The 18251-nt window shown below is 64.1% G+C and carries 15 protein-coding genes, 6 tRNA genes and 1 pseudogene; 4 read left to right on the forward strand and 18 right to left on the reverse strand.

Translation table 11 applies throughout. The features are described 5' to 3' along the window. The 6 genes and pseudogenes from N7333_RS11095 to leuC form a co-directional block, all read right to left on the reverse strand. Positions 1 to 430: pseudogene (locus N7333_RS11095) on the reverse strand (peptigoglycan-binding protein LysM); the annotation flags it as partial. A 155-nt stretch (positions 431 to 585) separates the two neighbouring features. Next, positions 586 to 1596 carry an aspartate-semialdehyde dehydrogenase gene (locus N7333_RS11100; protein ID WP_279858831.1) on the reverse strand — a complete coding sequence of 337 codons (1011 nt, stop codon included), beginning with the start codon at positions 1594 to 1596 and terminating at the stop codon, positions 586 to 588. A gap of 140 nt (positions 1597 to 1736) precedes the next feature. After that, on the reverse strand, positions 1737 to 2849 hold the full coding sequence (gene asd, locus N7333_RS11105) for an aspartate-semialdehyde dehydrogenase (protein ID WP_012018946.1): 1113 nt from the start codon (positions 2847 to 2849) through the stop codon (positions 1737 to 1739). Positions 2850 to 2906: 57 nt separating this feature from the next. Then, the gene (gene leuB / locus N7333_RS11110; RefSeq protein WP_148117897.1) at positions 2907 to 3989 is read right to left on the reverse strand and encodes a 3-isopropylmalate dehydrogenase; all 1083 of its coding nucleotides are present in this window, start codon (positions 3987 to 3989) and stop codon (positions 2907 to 2909) included. Between the two features lie 89 nt (positions 3990 to 4078). Beyond that, complete coding sequence (gene leuD / locus N7333_RS11115; RefSeq protein WP_279858833.1) at positions 4079 to 4726, reverse strand: 3-isopropylmalate dehydratase small subunit; 648 nt, start codon at positions 4724 to 4726, stop codon at positions 4079 to 4081. Between the two features lie 11 nt (positions 4727 to 4737). Further along, the gene (gene leuC / locus N7333_RS11120; protein ID WP_129483543.1) at positions 4738 to 6165 is read right to left on the reverse strand and encodes a 3-isopropylmalate dehydratase large subunit; all 1428 of its coding nucleotides are present in this window, start codon (positions 6163 to 6165) and stop codon (positions 4738 to 4740) included. A 278-nt stretch (positions 6166 to 6443) separates the two neighbouring features. Here leuC and N7333_RS11125 point away from each other — a divergent pair, with 278 nt between their 5' ends. Then, complete coding sequence (locus N7333_RS11125; RefSeq protein ID WP_003243618.1) at positions 6444 to 7325, forward strand: LysR family transcriptional regulator; 882 nt, start codon at positions 6444 to 6446, stop codon at positions 7323 to 7325. 105 nt (positions 7326 to 7430) lie between these two features. Continuing rightward, on the forward strand, positions 7431 to 9584 hold the full coding sequence (locus N7333_RS11130; protein WP_279858834.1) for a bifunctional diguanylate cyclase/phosphodiesterase: 2154 nt from the start codon (positions 7431 to 7433) through the stop codon (positions 9582 to 9584). A 91-nt stretch (positions 9585 to 9675) separates the two neighbouring features. Here N7333_RS11130 and N7333_RS11135 read toward each other — a convergent pair whose 3' ends face one another. Both N7333_RS11135 and N7333_RS11140 read right to left on the reverse strand, forming a co-directional pair. Next, positions 9676 to 10125: an Hsp20 family protein gene (locus N7333_RS11135; protein WP_041772897.1), complete on the reverse strand. Its 450-nt coding sequence runs from the start codon at positions 10123 to 10125 to the stop codon at positions 9676 to 9678. A 214-nt stretch (positions 10126 to 10339) separates the two neighbouring features. Further along, on the reverse strand, positions 10340 to 11296 hold the full coding sequence (locus N7333_RS11140; protein WP_279858835.1) for a tRNA-dihydrouridine synthase: 957 nt from the start codon (positions 11294 to 11296) through the stop codon (positions 10340 to 10342). A gap of 94 nt (positions 11297 to 11390) precedes the next feature. Between N7333_RS11140 and N7333_RS11145 the strand changes: the two genes are divergently transcribed. Then, positions 11391 to 11786 carry a hypothetical protein gene (locus tag N7333_RS11145; RefSeq protein WP_003243613.1) on the forward strand — a complete coding sequence of 132 codons (396 nt, stop codon included), beginning with the start codon at positions 11391 to 11393 and terminating at the stop codon, positions 11784 to 11786. 6 nt (positions 11787 to 11792) lie between these two features. On the opposite strand, the gene N7333_RS11150 is transcribed toward N7333_RS11145, so the two are convergent. After that, complete coding sequence (locus N7333_RS11150; RefSeq protein WP_003243611.1) at positions 11793 to 12242, reverse strand: thioesterase family protein; 450 nt, start codon at positions 12240 to 12242, stop codon at positions 11793 to 11795. Positions 12243 to 12471: 229 nt separating this feature from the next. Here N7333_RS11150 and N7333_RS11155 point away from each other — a divergent pair, with 229 nt between their 5' ends. Beyond that, positions 12472 to 14304 carry a diguanylate cyclase gene (locus N7333_RS11155; RefSeq protein ID WP_347815289.1) on the forward strand — a complete coding sequence of 611 codons (1833 nt, stop codon included), beginning with the start codon at positions 12472 to 12474 and terminating at the stop codon, positions 14302 to 14304. Here the strand turns inward: N7333_RS11155 and N7333_RS11160 are convergent. The 9 genes from N7333_RS11160 to gltX form a co-directional block, all read right to left on the reverse strand. Further along, entirely contained in the window at positions 14274 to 15113 is an 840-nt protein-coding gene (locus tag N7333_RS11160) for an alpha/beta fold hydrolase (RefSeq protein ID WP_279858837.1), read from the reverse strand. The genes N7333_RS11155 and N7333_RS11160 overlap by 31 nt on opposite strands. A 22-nt stretch (positions 15114 to 15135) precedes the next feature. After that, positions 15136 to 15675, reverse strand: a complete 540-nt coding sequence (locus N7333_RS11165; RefSeq protein WP_279858838.1) for a TetR/AcrR family transcriptional regulator — start codon at positions 15673 to 15675, stop codon at positions 15136 to 15138. Positions 15676 to 15859: 184 nt separating this feature from the next. Beyond that, a tRNA-Glu gene (locus tag N7333_RS11170) sits at positions 15860 to 15935 on the reverse strand. A gap of 48 nt (positions 15936 to 15983) precedes the next feature. Beyond that, positions 15984 to 16059 (reverse strand) — tRNA-Ala (locus tag N7333_RS11175). A 47-nt stretch (positions 16060 to 16106) separates the two neighbouring features. Then, positions 16107 to 16182 (reverse strand) — tRNA-Glu (locus N7333_RS11180). Between the two features lie 48 nt (positions 16183 to 16230). Next, positions 16231 to 16306, reverse strand: a tRNA-Ala gene (locus tag N7333_RS11185). 49 nt (positions 16307 to 16355) lie between these two features. Continuing rightward, positions 16356 to 16431, reverse strand: a tRNA-Glu gene (locus tag N7333_RS11190). Between the two features lie 60 nt (positions 16432 to 16491). Continuing rightward, positions 16492 to 16567, reverse strand: a tRNA-Ala gene (locus N7333_RS11195). Between the two features lie 175 nt (positions 16568 to 16742). Beyond that, positions 16743 to 18224 carry a glutamate--tRNA ligase gene (gltX, locus tag N7333_RS11200; RefSeq protein ID WP_012018956.1) on the reverse strand — a complete coding sequence of 494 codons (1482 nt, stop codon included), beginning with the start codon at positions 18222 to 18224 and terminating at the stop codon, positions 16743 to 16745. Positions 18225 to 18251: the final 27 nt, after the last annotated feature.

Below are 18251 nucleotides of genomic sequence, written 5' to 3' on the forward strand. Positions count from 1 at the left end.
GCGCAGCGGCCACGGTGGTCTGCGGGGAATAGAGCGGCGGGTCGAGCAGCAGGGTGTATTCGCGCAGCAACCGGCCATTCGGCCAGAGCACTTCCACCAGGAAGTTAAGGTAGGGTTCGCGTACAACCTTGCTCGAAGTGACACGAATCACACTCTTGCCATTGGGCTTGAGTACCGGCGTGAACTTCAGGTCGGTCAGGAAGTACTGACGATCAACCCCTGCCTTGACGAATTCTTCAGGAGACGCGAGGCTGGGAATCACCTCATTGGAGGCCAGGTCGCGCACCTCCAGCAATTCAATTTCCGCTACCAACGGCTGATTCAGCGAGGACTGCAGGGTGACTTCACCCAACCCCAGCGCATGCGCCATACCGGAAGACAGCGCCGAAGCCGCTGCAATTGCCAGCACCAGTTTGCGAACCCGAACCATAGCGTTATCCCTTGTTTTATCTTTTTTCTCGGCATGCGAGAGGGTGTTGATAATTGCTGCCTGCATCCACTCCAAGAGCGGCTCCCCATTCAGCAATCAACTCAGCCAGTATTGCCAAGCTAGAAAGATTCTTCAAATTTCTAGGTAAGTATCTTTTACAGATAGTGTTTTATCAATAACTCCGCTATTTGCACAGCGTTCAGGGCGGCGCCTTTTCGTACATTATCAGACGCAATCCACAAATTGAGTTGCCTTGGATCGCTGATACCCGCACGAACTCGCCCGACGTAGACCTGATCCTGCCCCACTGCATCACCCACTGCTGTCGGGTAGTCGCCCGCCTCCACCAGTTCGATACCCTGAGCGCTGTGCAGCAACTGCTGCACTGCTGTGATATCGATATCCGCATCGCCCTGCACGCTGAGCGCCAGGCTGTCGCCGAAGAAAACCGGCACCAGGGCGCAAGTCACCGCCACCGACAGCGCAGGCAGCCCCAGCAGCTGTCGAATCTCGGCGGCCAGGCGCCGTTCCAGCTCCGCATGCCCCTGTTCATCCACCGCGCCGACCTGCGCCAGCACATTGAAGGCGACCTGCCGGTCCACGCCCTTGGGTTCCAGCGGTCGTGCATTGAGCAGTTCGGCCGTCTGCCGCGCCAGTTCCTGCACACCACTGCGCCCCAGCGTCGACATCGACAGCATGGCGGTCAGCTGTAGCTGCTGCGGTTGCAACAAAGGCTTCAACGTGGCGAGCACCAGCGCGCAGGCAACCGCCGAAGGCGTGGGAGCACTGACCTTCCAAGGTTTGGCCAATGCCGGCAGGCCCTCAATGCCAAGCTCGGGCAATACGCAGGGCGCGTGCTCCAGCGGCAGGGCCGAGCTCAGATCGATGAGCGAACAGCCGGCCGCCAGCACAGTCTCGTGATAGGCGCGGGTGACCTCCGCGCCAGCGGCAAAGAAAGCCAGTTGCACCTGGGTGAAATCGAAGGCCTCGAGCGACCTGACCCGCACCTGACGACCGCGGAAGGAAAGGCTCTGCCCCGCCGACTCGCTACTGGCCAGCAGATGCAGATCCTTTACCGGAAAGTCGCGCTCTTCGAGCAATTCGACCAGCGCTTCACCGACATTACCGGTGGCGCCGATCAGGGCGATATTGATGGACTGACTCATGGACGAACCTGTGACGCATAGGGAGCGGCACTGTAACTGCGCCCTCTCGCCCAGGCAATCGGCTTGCTCGAGCCATAAAAGACAAAGCCCCTCTGCCGAAGCAGAAGGGCCCTGTTTGACTCCGAATGCCAGCCTCGCGCTTAGCGCTCCAGCAGGATCCGCAGCATGCGGCGCAGCGGCTCGGCGGCGCCCCACAGCAGTTGGTCACCGACGGTGAAGGCGCCGAGGTACTGCGAGCCCATGTTGAGCTTGCGCAGGCGACCGACCGGCACGCTCAGGGTACCGGTAACGGCAGTCGGGCCGAGATCGCGGATAGAGTCTTCGCGGTGGTTCGGCACCAGCTTGACCCAGGGGTTGTGCTGGCTGATCAGGCCTTCGATGTCGGCCATCGGCACATCCTTGTTCAGCTTGATGGTCAGCGCCTGGCTGTGGCAACGCATGGCGCCGATGCGCACGCAGATGCCATCGACCGGGATCGGGCTCTTGAAGCGGCCGAGGATCTTGTTGGTTTCGGCCTGGGCCTTCCACTCCTCACGGCTCTGCCCGTTGGGCAGCTCCTTGTCGATGTAGGGGATCAGACTGCCGGCCAGCGGCACGCCGAAGTTGTCCACCGGGAAGGCCTCGCCGCGCATGGCTTCGGCCACCTTGCGGTCGATGTCGAGAATGGCACTAGCCGGATCGGCCAGTTCATCGGCGACGGCACCGTTGATCGCGCCCATCTGCTTGATCAGCTCGCGCATGTTCTGCGCACCGGCACCCGAGGCCGCCTGGTAGGTCATGGCGCTCATCCACTCGACCAGACCGGCTTCGTACAGACCACCGAGGGCCATCAGCATCAGGCTGACGGTGCAGTTGCCGCCGATGTAGTTCTTGGTGCCGGCGTCCAGCGCCTGGTCGATCACCTTGCGGTTGACCGGGTCGAGCACGATCACCGCACCGTCGTCCATGCGCAGCGACGAGGCGGCATCGATCCAGTAGCCCTGCCAGCCGGCTTCGCGCAGCTTGGGGAAGACTTCGTTGGTGTAGTCGCCGCCCTGGCAGGTCAGGATCACGTCCAGGCCTTTCAGGTCTTCGATGCTGTAGGCGTCCTTCAGCGGGGCAATGTCCTTGCCAATGGCAGGACCCTGGCCACCGACATTGGAGGTGGTGAAGAACACCGGCTCGATCAGGTCGAAGTCCCGCTCTTCCAGCATGCGCTGCATGAGCACGGAACCGACCATGCCACGCCAACCGATCAGACCTACACGTTTCATAACGACTACACCTATATAAACAGCCCGCCGGACCCACCCCGGCGCAGCCGTGGAAGATTACAGACTACGCAGCGCTTCGACTACTGCATCACCCATCGCAGCGGTACCGACCTTGGTCTTGCCCTCGGACCAGATGTCGCCGGTACGCAGGCCCCGATCCAGCACCAGGCTCACCGCTTTTTCGATGGCATCGGCCGCGGCCACCTGGCCGAAGCTGTAACGCAGCATCATGGACACCGAGAGAATGGTGGCCAGCGGGTTGGCGATGCCCTTGCCGGCGATATCCGGCGCGGAGCCGTGGCACGGCTCGTACATGCCCTTGTTGTTGGCATCCAGGGAAGCCGACGGCAGCATGCCGATGGAGCCGGTGAGCATCGAAGCCTCGTCGGACAAAATGTCACCAAACATGTTGTCGGTGACGATCACGTCGAACTGCTTGGGTGCGCGCACCAGTTGCATGGCAGCGTTGTCGACGTACATGTGGCTCAGCTCGACGTCCGGATAGTCCTTGGCCACTTCCTCGACCACCGTGCGCCACAGCTGGCTGGAGGCCAGGACGTTGGCCTTGTCCACCGAGCACAGCTTCTTGCCGCGCACGCGGGCCATGTCGAAACCGACCTTGGCAATGCGACGGATTTCGCTCTCGCTGTACGGCAGGGTGTCGTAGGCCATGCGCTCGCCGTTTTCCAGCACCTTGCTCTCGCGCGGCTGGCCGAAGTAGATGCCGCCGGTCAGCTCACGCACGATGAGGATATCCAACCCCGCCACAACCTCAGGCTTAAGGCTGGAGGCCTCGGCCAGTTGCGGATAGAGGATGGCCGGGCGCAGGTTGCCGAACAGTCCCAGTTGCGAACGGATCTTCAGCAGGCCGCGCTCCGGACGGATGGCCGGATCGATGGTGTCCCACTTCGGCCCGCCAACGGCGCCGAGCAGCACGGCATCGGCGGCCTTGGCGCGCGCCAGGGTCTCGTCGGCCAGCGGCACGCCGTAGCGGTCGATGGCGGCGCCGCCCAGGTCATCGAAGCTCAGTTCGAAACCCAGGGCGTACTTGTCGTTGGCCAGGTTCAGCACCTTGACCGCCTCGGCCATGATTTCCGGACCGATACCGTCGCCGGGGAGAACCAGAATCTGTTTGCTCATTGCATCCTCATCAAACCGTAGGGTGCGCCGTGCGCACCATTCAAATAGTGAGTCAGTCGGTGTGCACAGCCTAGGCGGCCCCGCACACCCTACTTGATCGCGCCGAACAGCCAGGGGCTGCTCTGCTGGTGTTTGGCTTCGAAGGCCCTGATCGCGTCCTGATCCTGCAGGGTCAGGCCGATGTCGTCCAGGCCGTTGAGCAGGCAGTGCTTGCGGAAGGCATCGACCTCGAAGCGGTACTGCACGCCATCGGGACGGGTCACGGTCTGCGCATCGAGGTCGACGGTCAGTTGATAGCCCTCGGTGGCCTCGGCCTGTTCGAACAGCGCATCGACCTCTTCATCCTTGAGAACGATAGGCAGCAGGCCGTTCTTGAAGCTGTTGTTGAAGAAGATGTCGGCGAAGCTCGGCGCGATCACGGTGCGGAAACCGTACTCGTCCAGCGCCCAGGGCGCGTGTTCGCGCGAGGAACCGCAACCGAAGTTCTCACGGGCCAGCAGCACGCTGGCGCCCTGATAGCGCGGGAAGTTCAGCACGAAATCCTTGTTGATCGGACGCTTGGAATTGTCCTGGTTCGGCTGGCCGACATCCAGGTAGCGCCACTCGTCGAACAGATTGGGGCCGAAGCCGGTGCGCTTGATCGACTTCAGAAACTGCTTGGGAATGATCTGATCGGTGTCGACGTTGGCACGATCGAGCGGGCAGACCAGGCCGGTATGTTGGGTAAAGGCTTTCATCAAAACTCTCCTCAGGCCTGGATCAATTCGCGAACGTCGATGAAGCGGCCGGTCACCGCCGCAGCGGCAGCCATGGCCGGGCTCACCAGGTGGGTACGGCCACCGGCGCCCTGACGCCCTTCGAAGTTGCGGTTGGAGGTGGACGCGCAATGCTCGCCGCTGCCCAGCTTGTCCGGGTTCATCGCCAGGCACATGGAGCAGCCCGGCTCACGCCATTCGAAACCGGCCTCGATAAAGATCTTGTCCAGCCCTTCCGCTTCGGCCTGCGCCTTGACCAGGCCGGAGCCCGGCACCACCAGCGCCTGCTTGACGGTGCTGGCGACCTTGCGACCCTTGGCCACCTCAGCGGCGGCGCGCAGGTCTTCGATGCGCGAGTTGGTGCAGGAACCAATGAACACGCGATCGAGCTGGATATCGGTGATCGGCTGGTTGGCGCTCAGGCCCATGTACTTGAGTGCACGAGTGATCGAATCCTTCTTCACCGGGTCAGTTTCGACGGCCGGATCCGGCACGTTCTGGTCGACGGCCAGGACCATCTCCGGCGAGGTGCCCCAGCTGACCTGCGGCTTGATGTCTTCAGCCTTCAACTCGACCACGGTATCGAACACCGCATCGGCGTCGGACACCAGGTTCTGCCACTGCGCCACGGCCTTGTCCCAGTCGCTGCCCTTGGGCGCGAACGGACGATCCTTGACGTAGGCGATGGTCTTTTCGTCCACCGCCACCAGGCCCACACGGGCGCCAGCCTCGATGGACATGTTGCAGATGGTCATGCGCCCTTCCAGAGAAAGGTCGCGAATCGCGCTGCCGGCGAATTCCAGGGCATGGCCGTTGCCGCCGGCGGTGCCGATCTTGCCGATCACGGCCAGCACGATGTCCTTGGCGGTGACGCCGAAAGGCAGCTTGCCTTCGACGCGCACCTGCATGTTCTTCATCTTCTTGGCAACCAGGCACTGGGTAGCGAGCACGTGCTCGACCTCGGAAGTGCCGATGCCGTGGGCCAGCGCGCCGAAGGCGCCATGGGTGGAGGTGTGCGAGTCGCCGCAGACCACGGTCATGCCCGGCAGCGTGGCGCCCTGCTCCGGCCCGACCACGTGAACGATGCCCTGACGCACGTCGTTCATCTTGAATTCGAGGATGCCGAAGTCATCGCAATTCTCGTCCAGAGTCTGCACCTGGATGCGCGATACTTCGTCGGCGATGGCCTCGAGGCCGCCCTGGCGCTCGGCCTTGGTGGTCGGCACGTTGTGGTCCGGGGTGGCGATGTTGGCATCGATGCGCCACGGCTTGCGCCCGGCCAGACGCAGACCTTCGAAGGCCTGCGGCGAGGTCACTTCGTGGAGGATGTGACGGTCGATGTAGATCAACGAGGAACCGTCGTCGCGACGTTTCACTTCGTGCATTTCCCAGAGCTTGTCGTAGAGCGTCTTGCCAGTCATCAGCCTTACCTCATCAGCGCCTTGTGAGCACATCCGGAAACTGCCTGCGTTATCACCGCCCGGCGTCAGAAGTGCACTTTTCTATGCCCGGGCGAAAAGGCCCTTTGGCTTATGGGGTGAAATGCTATGATCGCGGGACGAATAACTCAAATTCATATTTTTCATCCAGAAGATTCCACAAAGGAATCGATCTGAAGCTGCAATCCGCGAGCTGCCAACTGCCGACAAAAGATGCAGCGGCCAGCTTGCCTTGCAGCCTGTCGCCCGGAGCTGCCTCTATGGATCTGGCCAATCTCAACGCCTTTATCGCCATTGCCGAAACCGGCAGTTTTTCTGAAGCCGGCGAGCGCCTGCACCTGACCCAACCGGCCGTGAGCAAGCGTATCGCCGGCCTGGAACAGCAGCTGGGCGTGCGCCTGTTCGATCGCCTCGGTCGCGAGATCGGCCTGACCCAGGCCGGCCGCGCATTGCTGCCGCGCGCCTACCAGATCCTCAACGTGCTGGACGACACGCGCCGGGCGCTGACCAACCTGTCCGGCGAAGTCAGCGGCCGCCTGACGCTCGCCACCAGCCACCATATTGGCTTGCACCGCCTCCCTGCCCTGCTGCGCGCCTTTACCCGCGCCCACCCGCAGGTGGCGCTGGATATCCAGTTTCTCGATTCGGAAGTGGCCTACGAAGAAGTCCTGCACGGTCGCGCCGAGCTGGCGGTGATCACCCTCGCCCCGGAAACCCGCGAGCCGATCCGCGCCGTGGCGGTGTGGGACGACCCGCTGGACTTCGTCGCCGCTCCGGAGCACCCGCTGGCCCGCGCCGAGGCGATCAGCCTGGCCGACGTGGCCCGCCACCCGGCGGTCTTTCCCGGCGGCAACACCTTTACCCACCATATCGTGCAACGCCTGTTCGAAGCAGGCGGTCTAACCCCCAACATCGCCATGAGCACCAACTACCTGGAAACCATCAAGATGATGGTCTCCATCGGCCTGGCCTGGAGCGTGCTACCGCGCACCATGCTCGACGAACAAGTGGCGCGCCTGCCCGTGCCGGGAATCCAGCTCACGCGTCAACTGGGCTACATCCTGCATACCGAGCGCACCCTGTCCAACGCTGCGCGGGCCTTCATGGCCCTGCTGGATGCGCAGCGCGACGATCTTGCATAGCCGGCCGGGCTTTGACTAACGTGGTGTTACCCCTATCGCATAGGCTCTGCATGACAGCATCAGGTGTCCTCCCGCCCAAAGCGCCTCGCAGAAGAAGGACCGGCCATGGCCAGATCCACTGACCTGCCCCCACGCCTGCCGCACATCCCGGCCAAGGATCCTGCCGAGTTCGAGCAGACCTGGCGCGATGCGCCGCGACTGCTGGCGGCGCTCAACGGGGCCCGACTGGGAGCCTGGTACTGGGACATCGACAGTGGCCAGGTCAGCTGGTCGCGCGGCGCCCAGGCCCTGTTTGGCCTGGACCCCGAACGCCCGCTGAGCAGCAGCGTCGAGTACATCGAACTGATCCCCGACGAAGAACGGGGTGCGGTGCTGCGCCAGTTCAACGCCATTCTCGCCGGCAACGACGGAGGCCGCGCGCTGCGCCATCGCATCCGCTGGCCGGACGGCAGCCTGCACTGGCTGGAGATCAGCGGCAGCCTGCAGCGCGAGGCGGACGGTCGAAGGCGCATGTTCGGGGTGATTCGCGACATCACCCAGCAGCAGGTTCGCGCCGATGCCTTGCGCGCCTCCGAGGAGAAGTTCGCCAAGGCCTTTCACTCCAGCCCGGACGCCATCACCATCACCGAGCGCGACACCGCGCGCTACATAGAGGTCAATGAGGGCTTCACCCGCCTCACCGGCTACAGCTCGGCCGAAGTGATCGGGCGCACGGCCTTCGAGCTCAACATCTGGGCCTTCCCCGAGGAGCGCGCAGTGATGCTCGATCACCTGGCCAAGAACGGCCAGGTGCTGCACATGGAAATGCACGGGCAACACCGCAATGGCGATGTGCGCCTGGTGGAGGTTTCGGTTCAGCCGCTGGATCTCAATGGCAGCTCCTGCCTGCTGCTCACCGCCCGCGACATCAGCGAGCTGAAACAGGCGCAGGCTCAGGTCCAGCACCTGGCCTATCACGATGCGCTGACCAACCTGCCCAACCGCGCCATGCTGATCAATCGCCTGACCCAGCAGATCGCGCTACTCAAGCGTCACGACATGCGCAGCGCCCTGCTGTTCATCGACCTGGATCACTTCAAACACATCAACGACTCGCTCGGCCACCCGGTCGGCGATGCGGTACTGCGCCTGGTAACCGCCCGCCTGGAAGCCACCGTGCGCCTCGAAGACACCGTGGCGCGCCTGGGGGGCGACGAGTTCGTGGTGCTGCTCTGCGGCCTGCAGGGCAAGCGCTCGGAAGTCACCCGTCAGGTCCGCCAGGTCGCCGAGAAGCTGCGCCACTTGCTGGCCGAGCCCATGCTGCTGGACGGGCACCATCTGCAGGTCACACCGAGCATCGGCATCGCCCTGATTCCCGACCACGGCGAAACCCCCGCCGACCTGCTCAAGCGCGCCGACATCGCCCTATATCGGGCCAAGGATTCGGGCCGCAATGCCATTCAGCTGTTTCGCAGCACCATGCAGGACGCCGTCAGCGCCCGCCTGCGTCTGGAGAACGACCTGCGCCTGGCACTGGCCCGCGGCGAGTTCGAACTGCATTTCCAGCCCCAGGTCGATGCCCGCGACGGCCAGGTGGTCGGCGCCGAAGCCCTGCTGCGCTGGCAACACCCTCAGCACGGTCCGCAGTCGCCGGCGCAGTTCATTCAGGTGTTGGAAGAAAGCGGGCTGATCATCGAGGTTGGTGGCTGGGTGCTGACCGAAGCCTGTCACCTCTGCGCCCGCCTGCTGGCCGACAAGCTGATCGACGCCGAGCGCTTCAGCCTGTGCGTCAACATCAGTCCCAGGCAGTTCCGCCAGCACGATTTCGTCGAGCGCGTGGCCGGCTGCCTGCGTACCAGCCAGCTGCCCCACGCCATGCTCAAACTGGAAATCACCGAAGGCATCGTGATCCAGAACATCGACGACACCGTCGGCAAGATGCTGCGCCTGAAGAAACACGGGGTCAGCTTCGCCATGGACGATTTCGGCACCGGCTACAGCTCGCTGACCTACCTCAAGCGCCTGCCGGTGGACATGCTGAAAATCGATCAGTCGTTCGTGCGCGATGCCACCAGCGACCCCAACGACGCCGGCATCATTCGCGCCATCGTCGCCATGGCGCGCAGCCTGGGCCTGGGGCTGATCGCCGAGGGCGTCGAGCAGCAGGAACAGCTGGACTTCCTGCAAGCGCAGGACTGTCACCTGTATCAGGGCTACCTGTTCAGCAAGCCGGTGCCGGAGGACGCCTTCCGCGCCCTGCTCGACCAACATCGCAGCTGAGCCGGCCGCAGGACCGGCAGCTTCGCTTCATCCTTGGTAAAAACGCAGAAGGCGCCCCGCGGGGCGCCTTCTTTTTCGGCATCGACCGGACTCAGTTTTCCAGCGCCGGACGCTGCTCACCGATCGGTATGCGCTTGGGCTTGGCCTCTTCCGGGACGATACGTTCCAGCTCGATATTGAGCAGGCCGTTGACCAGATCGGCACCTTTGACCTCGATATGGTCGGCCAGGCGGAAGGACAGCTTGAAGGCGCGCTGGGCAATGCCCTGGTGCAGGTAGCTGACGCTCTCGGCGCTGCGGTCACGCTTGTTGCCGACCACGCTCAACACGCCACGCTCGACCTGCAGCTCCAGGTCCTCCTCCTGGAAACCGGCTGCCGCGACCACGATGCGGTAGTGGTCCTCGCCGTGCTTCTCGACGTTGTAGGGAGGATAGGAACTGCCAGCGTCGTTGCTGCGCAGCGCGGACTCGAACAGGTCGTTGAAACGGTCGAAACCGACGGACTGGCGGAACAGGGGGGCCAGGGACAGTACGTTGCTCATGAGTATTCTCCTGAAAATTTCAGCAAGGGTCATATCGCGGAACCCGACTTCGGCATCCCGCATTCCCTTAACTGAGGTCAGGTGGAGAATTTTCAAGCGCCTGAAAAATTCGTTTACAGGTCAGGCTCGCCAGCCTCGGCGATAGGGTTTTGCGAACGCCTAGGCCGTGCGCCCCACTACCCGTGCGGATTGATCGCCCCGCACACGACGCGTCCTATGCAGGCGCCGCTACCGCCCCGAGCAGCCTGTCGATGCGCTCGCAATCCTGCTCGCGGCGAACCTCGGCAAACAACGTCACGGCCTCTGGATAGGTGCGCGTAAGCATCGCCAGCCACTGCTTCAGGCGCCCCGGCGCATAACGCGGTGCCAGCTTGCGCCGCGCCTGCCGCCAGAAGTCCTGCAGCAGCGGCTGCAGTTCCTCCCAACTCATTTCCTGCGGCTGTTCACCCGCCCTGACCGCTGCGATCTGTCGCGCCAGGCCTGGGCGCGAGACCAGCCCGCGCCCGAGCATGATGTCGTCCACGCCGCTGATCTCGCGGCAACGACGCCAGTCCTGCAGCGTCCACACCTCGCCATTGGCGAACACCGGCACGGCCACCACCTCCTGCACCCGCGCCACCCACTCCCAGTGCGCCGGCGGCTTGTACCCTTCGACCTTGGTACGCGCATGCACCACGATCTGGCTCGCGCCGCCTTCGGCGAGCGCCCGCGCACAGTCCAGCGCGACGCTCTTGTCCTCGAAGCCCAGGCGCATCTTGGCCGTTACCGGAATCTCGGCCGGCACGGTGCGCCGCACCTCGCGCACGATCGCGTGCAGCAGCTCCGGCTCCTTGAGCAGCACGGCGCCGCCGCGCGACTTGTTCACCGTCTTGGCCGGACAGCCGAAGTTGAGGTCGATCACCGGCGCGCCCAGGTCACAGGCAAAGGCGGCGTTGTCGGCCAGACACTGCGGGTCGGAGCCGAGGAACTGCACACGCATCGGCGTACCGGCCTGGGTGCGTGAGCCGTTGAGCAGCTCGGGGGCGAGCTTGTGGTAGGTGGCCGCGGGCAACAGTCGCTCGCTCACGCGAATGAACTCGGTGACGCACCAGTCGATACCGCCGATGCGGGTCAGTACGTCGCGCAGGATCTCGTCGACCAGCCCCTCCATGGGTGCCAGGGCGATTTGCATGGAGTCGTCCGAAAAAATGGGGCGCACAGTTTAAGGGGTCGCCGGGCATACGCAAGATGATCCACACTGCTGGGGCCACCAACGGAGGACATCCATGCTTCGCATCATGCTCATGGTTTTCGGCCTGCTCGCCAGCGGCGCCCTGGCCGCCGATCCCCTGCCGCGCGGCGTCGAACACATGCCCGCCGACGCCGCGAGCGATGCCCCGGCGCGCCTGATCTTCAGCCGCGACAGCAACGCGCCCAACGCCTGCGACGTCGAGCTCTACGTCAACCAGCAGGTGGTCGCCACGCTGGGGCCGGGAGAGCGCACCAGCCTCGACCTGCCCAGCGGCGAACTGAGCCTCGCGGTAGCCCTGTCGCCAAGCGGCTATTGCGGCGGCCGCGGCCCTGACGCCATGCAATCGATCCTGCTGCGCCCCGGCGAAACCAGGCAGTTCGCGATCATGGTGGAACCTGAGCAGGTCTTTCTCGCGCCACTGCTGAACTGACCGGCACTACAGCTCCAGCGGATAGGGTTGCAGCAGCGCCTTGCCGTAGCCGTCGACGAACTCCGCGGGCATGCGCTTTGGCCGGCCACTGGAGAGCTCGATACAGACGAAGGTGGTCTTGGCCCGCAACAGCGTCACCGCATCCTCGGGACGCAGCAGCTGAAAGCGCCGGTCCATCTTCAACCGCTGGTCGGATTCGACGATCCAGGTCGCCATTTGCAGATGCTGCCCTTCGTAGGCGCTGGCCAGGTAATCGATCTCATGCCGGACCACGGCCATGGCGCGATCCAGGCGGCGGTATTCCACCAGATCCAGCCCGAGAAACTGCGAATGACGCCAGGCACAGCGCTCCAGCCAACTGACGTATACCGCATTGTTGGCATGGCCGAGACCGTCGATGTCCTCGGCGGACACCTGGATGTCGATGACGAAGGGGCTGGGAAGATCCCAGTTCATGGCTTTACCTCCGGGCTTGCAGCCAGCGCGGGATATGCGTGGCGAGCTGGGTGATCGGTCGCAGGCGCAGCGGCGGCCACGCCCTCGAAGCCCCGCATGATACGCCGCTGCCCAGCCAGGTGCAGCGCCATGCTTTCATCGCACCGTGCCATCACGCCATAATGCGGCGAACTCGCCTGCCAGCACGAGAACCGAGCAATTGACTGCCACCCTGCGCCTCCTGTTGCTGATGCTGCTGCCAGTCCTGGCCTGGGCTGAGAGCCTGCCCCTGCCGATCGGCCAGACGCCCGTGCTGCCAGGCCCCTACATGCAGGTCTGGCAAGATCCGCAGGGCCAGGCGGATTTTGCCCAGGTCAGCGCCCTGCCCGACTCGGCATGGCGCGACGTGGGCCGGCGCGATGCCAGCTTCGGCTATGGCGGCAGCGCCTACTGGCTGCGCCTTGACCTGCACAACCCTCACTCCCGCTCGTTCGGCTGGGTGCTGCTGATCGGCAACCCGCTGCTCGACCAGCTCGACGCCTACGGACTGGACGGCGAGCGCGTATACCGCGCCGGCGATCAGCGCCCCTTCGACTGGCGCTGGGTGGAGCACCGCCAGTTGGTGCTACCGCTGAACCTGGAAACGGGAGAGACGCGGCGCATCTGGCTGCGCATGCAGACCGACGGCTCGGCCAACCTCAGCGCCAGCCTGATGACACGCGAGGCGTTCGACCATCAGGAGCAACGCAGCCTGCTGCTGCAGGGCCTGTTCTTCGGTGCGCTGCTGGCGATGTTCGTCTACAACCTGAGCATCTTCTGCATCACCCGCGACCGCAATTACCTCTGGTACAGCCTGTTCGTCGCCGGTTTCAGCCTCTATCAGTTCATCCAGCTCGGCTTCGCCCTGCAGTGGCTGTGGCCCAACGCCATGGCCTGGCATCAACTGAGCTTTCCGCTCAGCTCGGCCCTGGCCACCCTGTTCGGCATCCACTTCACCCAAGGCGCGCTGGAGCTGGACAAGGCGCCGGCGCCTTACCGCTGGGTCGTGCAATCGCTCAAGGCCTGCACCTGGCTGGTCGTGGCCATGGCCCTGTTCGGCCCCTATACGCCGGCATTGTTCGGCAGCTTCATCCTGCTGGTGGCCTGCGCCGTGGCCGCCTTCCTGATCACCCTGCTGCGCTGGCGCGCCGGCTTTGCGGCTGCGCGCCTGTTCGCCCTCGGCTGGTTCGTGCTGATAGCCGCAAGCCTGGCCAGCATCCTCAGCGGCACCGGTCTGCTGCCTTATTCGCTGCTGACCCTGCATGCCCAGCAGATCGGCGGGCTGATCGAGATGACGGTCTTCTCCATCGCCCTGGCCGCTCGCATCCGCCATATCCAGGAAGCCAAGCGCCAGGCCCAGACTCAGCTGATCGCCCAGGAGCGTCATCTGCGCGCCGAACAGGCCAGGCACCTGGAACTGCAGACGCAGATCAGCGAAAGCCTGGAGCAACGCGTGCAGGAGCGCACCGCCACGCTGCAGGAAACCCTGCACCAACTGTCCAACGCCAACCTGCGCCTGGCAGAACTCAATCGCCGTGACGGCCTGACCGGCCTGTTCAACCGCCAGACCCTCAGCGAAGAGCTGACCCGGGCCTGTGCCCGCGCCGAACGCGGCAAGCAGTCAGTGGCCATCCTGATGCTGGATCTGGACCATTTCAAACAGGTCAACGACCGCTATGGCCACCTCGCCGGGGATGCCTGCCTGCGCCATGCGGCGCAACGCATCCAGCAGCGCCTGCGCAGCAGCGATCTGCTGGCCCGCTTCGGCGGCGAGGAGTTCGTCGCCCTGCTCGACAACACCAGCCTGGACGGCGCGCTCGATCTGGCCGAGCAATTGCGCGACGACCTGGCCCGGCATCCCTGCCCCTACCAGCAGCATTCGATACCGCTGAGCCTGAGCATCGGCCTGCACGCCGGCGTACCGCATGACCCGAGCTGCGGCGAGCACTGGCTCGACCTGGCCGATCGCGCGCTGTATCGCGCCAAGGCAGGCGGCCGCAACCAGGTCGTCAGCTACGAAGCCAAGGCCTTCGACGGCGCCTGACGCACCTCGCCGAGCAGCCCCAGCACCGCCTGCAGAAGCAGCGGATCGCCCAGCACCCGATGATGCCCGCCGGCCGGCAAGCGCAGCAACTGGCTGTCGAACCAGGCGCCGTGAATCAGCTCAGCTTCGCTCACGGGCACCACCTGATCATCCTCGGCATGCACGACCAGCCCAGGCAGCTCCAGTTGATAGCGCTGCACGTCGAGATGCGCCGCCGGAATGCCAGCAGTCCTCTCCACCTGGCGCACGAAATGCGAACGTGCCACCGCCGGCAGCCCCATGAAGCGGGCGAAGCCGCGCAACACGGTAAGTATCCGGCTTGGCGCGGAGATGCTCACCAGCGCCTCGGTACGCAGCCCCATCTGCGTTGCCAACAGCGCGCTGGCACCGCCCATGGAATGACCGATCACGGCCTTCAGCGGCGGCAGCTCGCTGGCGGCTTCGAGCAATGCCCGTGCGAACAGCGCCAGGTTGGCCTCGCGACCAGGCGAACGTCCATGGGCCGGGGCGTCCAGCGCCACGACCCCGTAGCCGGCATCGACCAGACCACGAATCAAGTAGGCGAACTGGGTCGGCCGCCCTTCCCAGCCATGCATCAGCAGCACGGTTGGGCCGCTGCCCCAGCGCAGCGCGGAGAGACCGAAGCGCAGCGTGATGCGCTCGGCACTGGTCAGCAGCGGCAGCTCCCAGTCCCGCGGAGGCAGATTGCGCGGCGTCATGAAACGCTCGCGCAGACGACTGGCGACCATTTGCGGAGCTACTCTGCCCAGGGTTGCATTGACGCCACGTACCCATGTCATCTGGTTCATCACCTTCTCCTTCGAGCCTGATTCACACCACTGCCGACTTGGCAGCACGCAACACGCGGTCGGACAGCTCGCCGGGGCCCAGCGCCCGGGCCAGAGCCAGACCACCCACCATCAGCGCCAGGTCAGCCAGCGCCGCATTCGCCTCTTCCGGCGCACTGCTCATCTGCGCCACCATCAATTCAATGTGTTCGGCCAGGGCCTGACGAAAGCCGTCCGGCTTGCGCGCGATTTCCGCCAGCGAACTGGGCAGCGGGCAACAGGCTTCAGGCGTGTCGCGATGCCGACGCGACAGGTAGAACGCCGCCATCAGGGCCCTGCGGTCCACGCCGGCGAGTTTCGGATCGACCGCTGCCACCCCCTCGCGCCGTGCGCTGAGCAACTGACGGAAGGCCTCGAGCATCAGGGCGTCCTTGCTGGGGAAATGGGCGTAGAAGCCCCCCACCGTCAGCCCTGCTGCGGCCATCACCTCCGCGACCGCGGGATCGCTGGGGCCGCGCTCTGCAAGCACGCGCTGCGCAGCAGCGAGAATGCGTTTGCGGGTTTGAATCTTGCCGTCGCTCATGGCCAAGTCCTTTCATATGATGAACACAATATTACGACCGTCATATTAATTTGCAAGTTGCCGCAGCGACCGTTGGTCCGCCGGCAACGCGACGGCGCACAGACCCGAGAAAGAGAAGGCAGAAACAAAAAGGGGCCGCCTCTGAAGAGGCAGCCCCTGGGTTCCGCAAATGCGGCAAGAAAATTGGCGTCCCCTAGGGGACTCGAACCCCTGTTACCGCCGTGAAAGGGCGGTGTCCTAGGCCACTAGACGAAGGGGACGAAACCTTCGAACGACAAGGCCAGCACTAGGCTGGCCTTGAGTGTGATTGGTGGAGCTAAACGGGATCGAACCGTTGACCTCTTGCATGCCATGCAAGCGCTCTCCCAGCTGAGCTATAGCCCCGAAACCTTGCGGTCGGCTCGCAGCGCCTGCGCGCTGCGACTGGAAAGTGGCGTCCCCTAGGGGACTCGAACCCCTGTTACCGCCGTGAAAGGGCGGTGTCCTAGGCCACTAGACGAAGGGGACATAACCTTCGAAGAACAAGGCCAGCACTAAGCTGGCCTTGTCAGTGTTTGGTGGAGCTAAACGGGATCGAACCGTTGACCTCTTGCATGCCATGCAAGCGCTCTCCCAGCTGAGCTATAGCCCCGAAACCTTTCGGTCTGGCTACAGTGCCTGAGCACTGCGGCTGGAATAAGTGGCGTCCCCTAGGGGACTCGAACCCCTGTTACCGCCGTGAAAGGGCGGTGTCCTAGGCCACTAGACGAAGGGGACGCAAGACCCTGATCGTGAATCGACTCACATCGATTCTGGCACTCCCGAAGGAGTCGAGATTGGTGGAGCTAAACGGGATCGAACCGTTGACCTCTTGCATGCCATGCAAGCGCTCTCCCAGCTGAGCTATAGCCCCATCTCGAGGACGGGGCGCATGTTAAGAGCGCCCCGATTGGCTGTCAACAACATTTTTCCTGCTAGCCAAAAGTTTTTGCCACTAGAACAATTACTTAGGGTCGTACGGCACCCGTAGGGTGCGCCGCGCGCACCACGGCAATTAAGATACCCCGGTGCGCGTGGCGCACCCTACGTCAGGCGATGCTCGCCAGCAGCTTCTCCCACTCCTTGGTCTCTTTCTTCGAGGTGCCGCCGAGCAGCTCCAGCGCCTGGCGCAGGCGGAAGCGGGTCAGATCCGGGCCGAGGATTTCCATGGCATCGAGCACCGACACCGAGCTGGCCTGGCCAGTGATGGCCGCGAACATCAGCGGCATGGCGTCACGCAGCTTCAGTTCCAGGTGCTCGACCACCGCCTGGATGCAGCCGGTGATGCGCTCCTTTTCCCACTGGCGCAGCGACTCGAGCTTCCACAGGATCAGCTGCATCAGCTGGCGCACCTGGTCGGGCGACAGCTTCTTGTGCTCGAACAGCTTGGCGTCCAGGTTCAGCGCGCCGGAGAAGAAGAAGCCGGCCAGCGGTGCGATCTGGCTGAAGGTTTCCACCCTGCCCTGCACGTGCGGCGCGATCTTCATCAGGTACTCGGGGTTGAGCGCCCATTTCTGCACTTCCGCGGCGAAGGTTTCCACCGGCAGCTCGCGCAGCCACTGGCCGTTGAGCCAGGACAGCTTCTCCAGATCGAAGATCGGCCCGCCCAGCGACACGCGGTTGATGTCGAAGTGCTCGATCATCTCGTTCAGGGAGAATTTCTCGCGCTCGTCCGGCATCGACCAGCCCATGCGGCCGAGGTAGTTGAGCATGGCCTGCGGCAGGTAGCCCATGCGCTCGTAGAAAGTGATGCTGGTGGGGTTCTTGCGCTTGGACAGCTTGCTCTTGTCCGGATTGCGCAGCAGCGGCATATAGCACAGCGCCGGCTGTTCCCAGCCGAAGTACTCGTACAGCTTGATCAGCTTGGGCGCCGACGGCAGCCATTCCTCGCCGCGCAGTACATGGGTGATGCCCATCAGGTGGTCATCGACCACGTTGGCCAGGAAGTAGGTCGGTAGGCCATCGGCCTTCATCAGCACCTGCATGTCCATGCGATCCCAGGGGATCTCGACATCGCCACGCAGCATGTCCGGCACCACGCAGACGCCTTCGCTCGGCACCTTCATGCGCACCACGTGCGACTCGCCTGCGGCGATGCGGCGCTGCGCCTCGGCCGGGTCGAGGTGCATGCAGTGGCCGTCGTAACGCGGGGTTTCCTTGTTGGCCATCTGCTGCGCACGCACTTCGTCGAGGCGCTCGGCGGAGCAGAAGCACGGGAAGGCATGGCCCTTGGCGACCAGTTCGTCCGAATACTGCTTGTAGATCTCGCCGCGCTCGCTCTGCCGATACGGGCCATGCGGGCCGCCAACATCCGGGCCTTCGTCCCATTCAATGCCCAGCCAGCGCAGGGCGTCGAAGATCTGCTGCTCGGACTCGCGGGTCGAACGCAGCTGGTCGGTGTCTTCGATACGCAGGATGAACTGACCGCCGTGCTGGCGAGCGAAGCACAGGTTGAACAGTGCGATGTAGGCAGTGCCGACATGGGGATCGCCAGTCGGCGAAGGCGCGATACGGGTACGGACGGTGGTCATGAATGCTCTCGGAAGGAAGACACGAGG

Source organism: Pseudomonas sp. GD04158 (genome assembly GCF_029834875.1).
Taxonomy (GTDB): domain Bacteria; phylum Pseudomonadota; class Gammaproteobacteria; order Pseudomonadales; family Pseudomonadaceae; genus Aquipseudomonas; species Aquipseudomonas hydrolytica.

What these genes read in the sequence shown, in the direction of transcription:
- N7333_RS11130 (WP_279858834.1), top strand. Translation starts at nt 7,431, where the DNA reads ATGGCCAGATCCACTGACCTGCCCCCACGCCTGCCGCACATCCCGGCC.
- N7333_RS11125 (WP_003243618.1), top strand. Translation starts at nt 6,444, where the DNA reads ATGGATCTGGCCAATCTCAACGCCTTTATCGCCATTGCCGAAACCGGC.
- leuC (WP_129483543.1), bottom strand. Translation starts at nt 6,165, where the DNA reads ATGACTGGCAAGACGCTCTACGACAAGCTCTGGGAAATGCACGAAGTG.
- N7333_RS11140 (WP_279858835.1), bottom strand. Translation starts at nt 11,296, where the DNA reads ATGCAAATCGCCCTGGCACCCATGGAGGGGCTGGTCGACGAGATCCTG.
- N7333_RS11155 (WP_347815289.1), top strand. Translation starts at nt 12,472, where the DNA reads ATGCTGCTGCCAGTCCTGGCCTGGGCTGAGAGCCTGCCCCTGCCGATC.
- N7333_RS11145 (WP_003243613.1), top strand. Translation starts at nt 11,391, where the DNA reads ATGCTTCGCATCATGCTCATGGTTTTCGGCCTGCTCGCCAGCGGCGCC.
- N7333_RS11150 (WP_003243611.1), bottom strand. Translation starts at nt 12,242, where the DNA reads ATGAACTGGGATCTTCCCAGCCCCTTCGTCATCGACATCCAGGTGTCC.
- leuB (WP_148117897.1), bottom strand. Translation starts at nt 3,989, where the DNA reads ATGAGCAAACAGATTCTGGTTCTCCCCGGCGACGGTATCGGTCCGGAA.
- N7333_RS11160 (WP_279858837.1), bottom strand. Translation starts at nt 15,113, where the DNA reads ATGAACCAGATGACATGGGTACGTGGCGTCAATGCAACCCTGGGCAGA.
- N7333_RS11135 (WP_041772897.1), bottom strand. Translation starts at nt 10,125, where the DNA reads ATGAGCAACGTACTGTCCCTGGCCCCCCTGTTCCGCCAGTCCGTCGGT.
- gltX (WP_012018956.1), bottom strand. Translation starts at nt 18,224, where the DNA reads ATGACCACCGTCCGTACCCGTATCGCGCCTTCGCCGACTGGCGATCCC.
- asd (WP_012018946.1), bottom strand. Translation starts at nt 2,849, where the DNA reads ATGAAACGTGTAGGTCTGATCGGTTGGCGTGGCATGGTCGGTTCCGTG.
- leuD (WP_279858833.1), bottom strand. Translation starts at nt 4,726, where the DNA reads ATGAAAGCCTTTACCCAACATACCGGCCTGGTCTGCCCGCTCGATCGT.
- N7333_RS11165 (WP_279858838.1), bottom strand. Translation starts at nt 15,675, where the DNA reads ATGAGCGACGGCAAGATTCAAACCCGCAAACGCATTCTCGCTGCTGCG.
- N7333_RS11100 (WP_279858831.1), bottom strand. Translation starts at nt 1,596, where the DNA reads ATGAGTCAGTCCATCAATATCGCCCTGATCGGCGCCACCGGTAATGTC.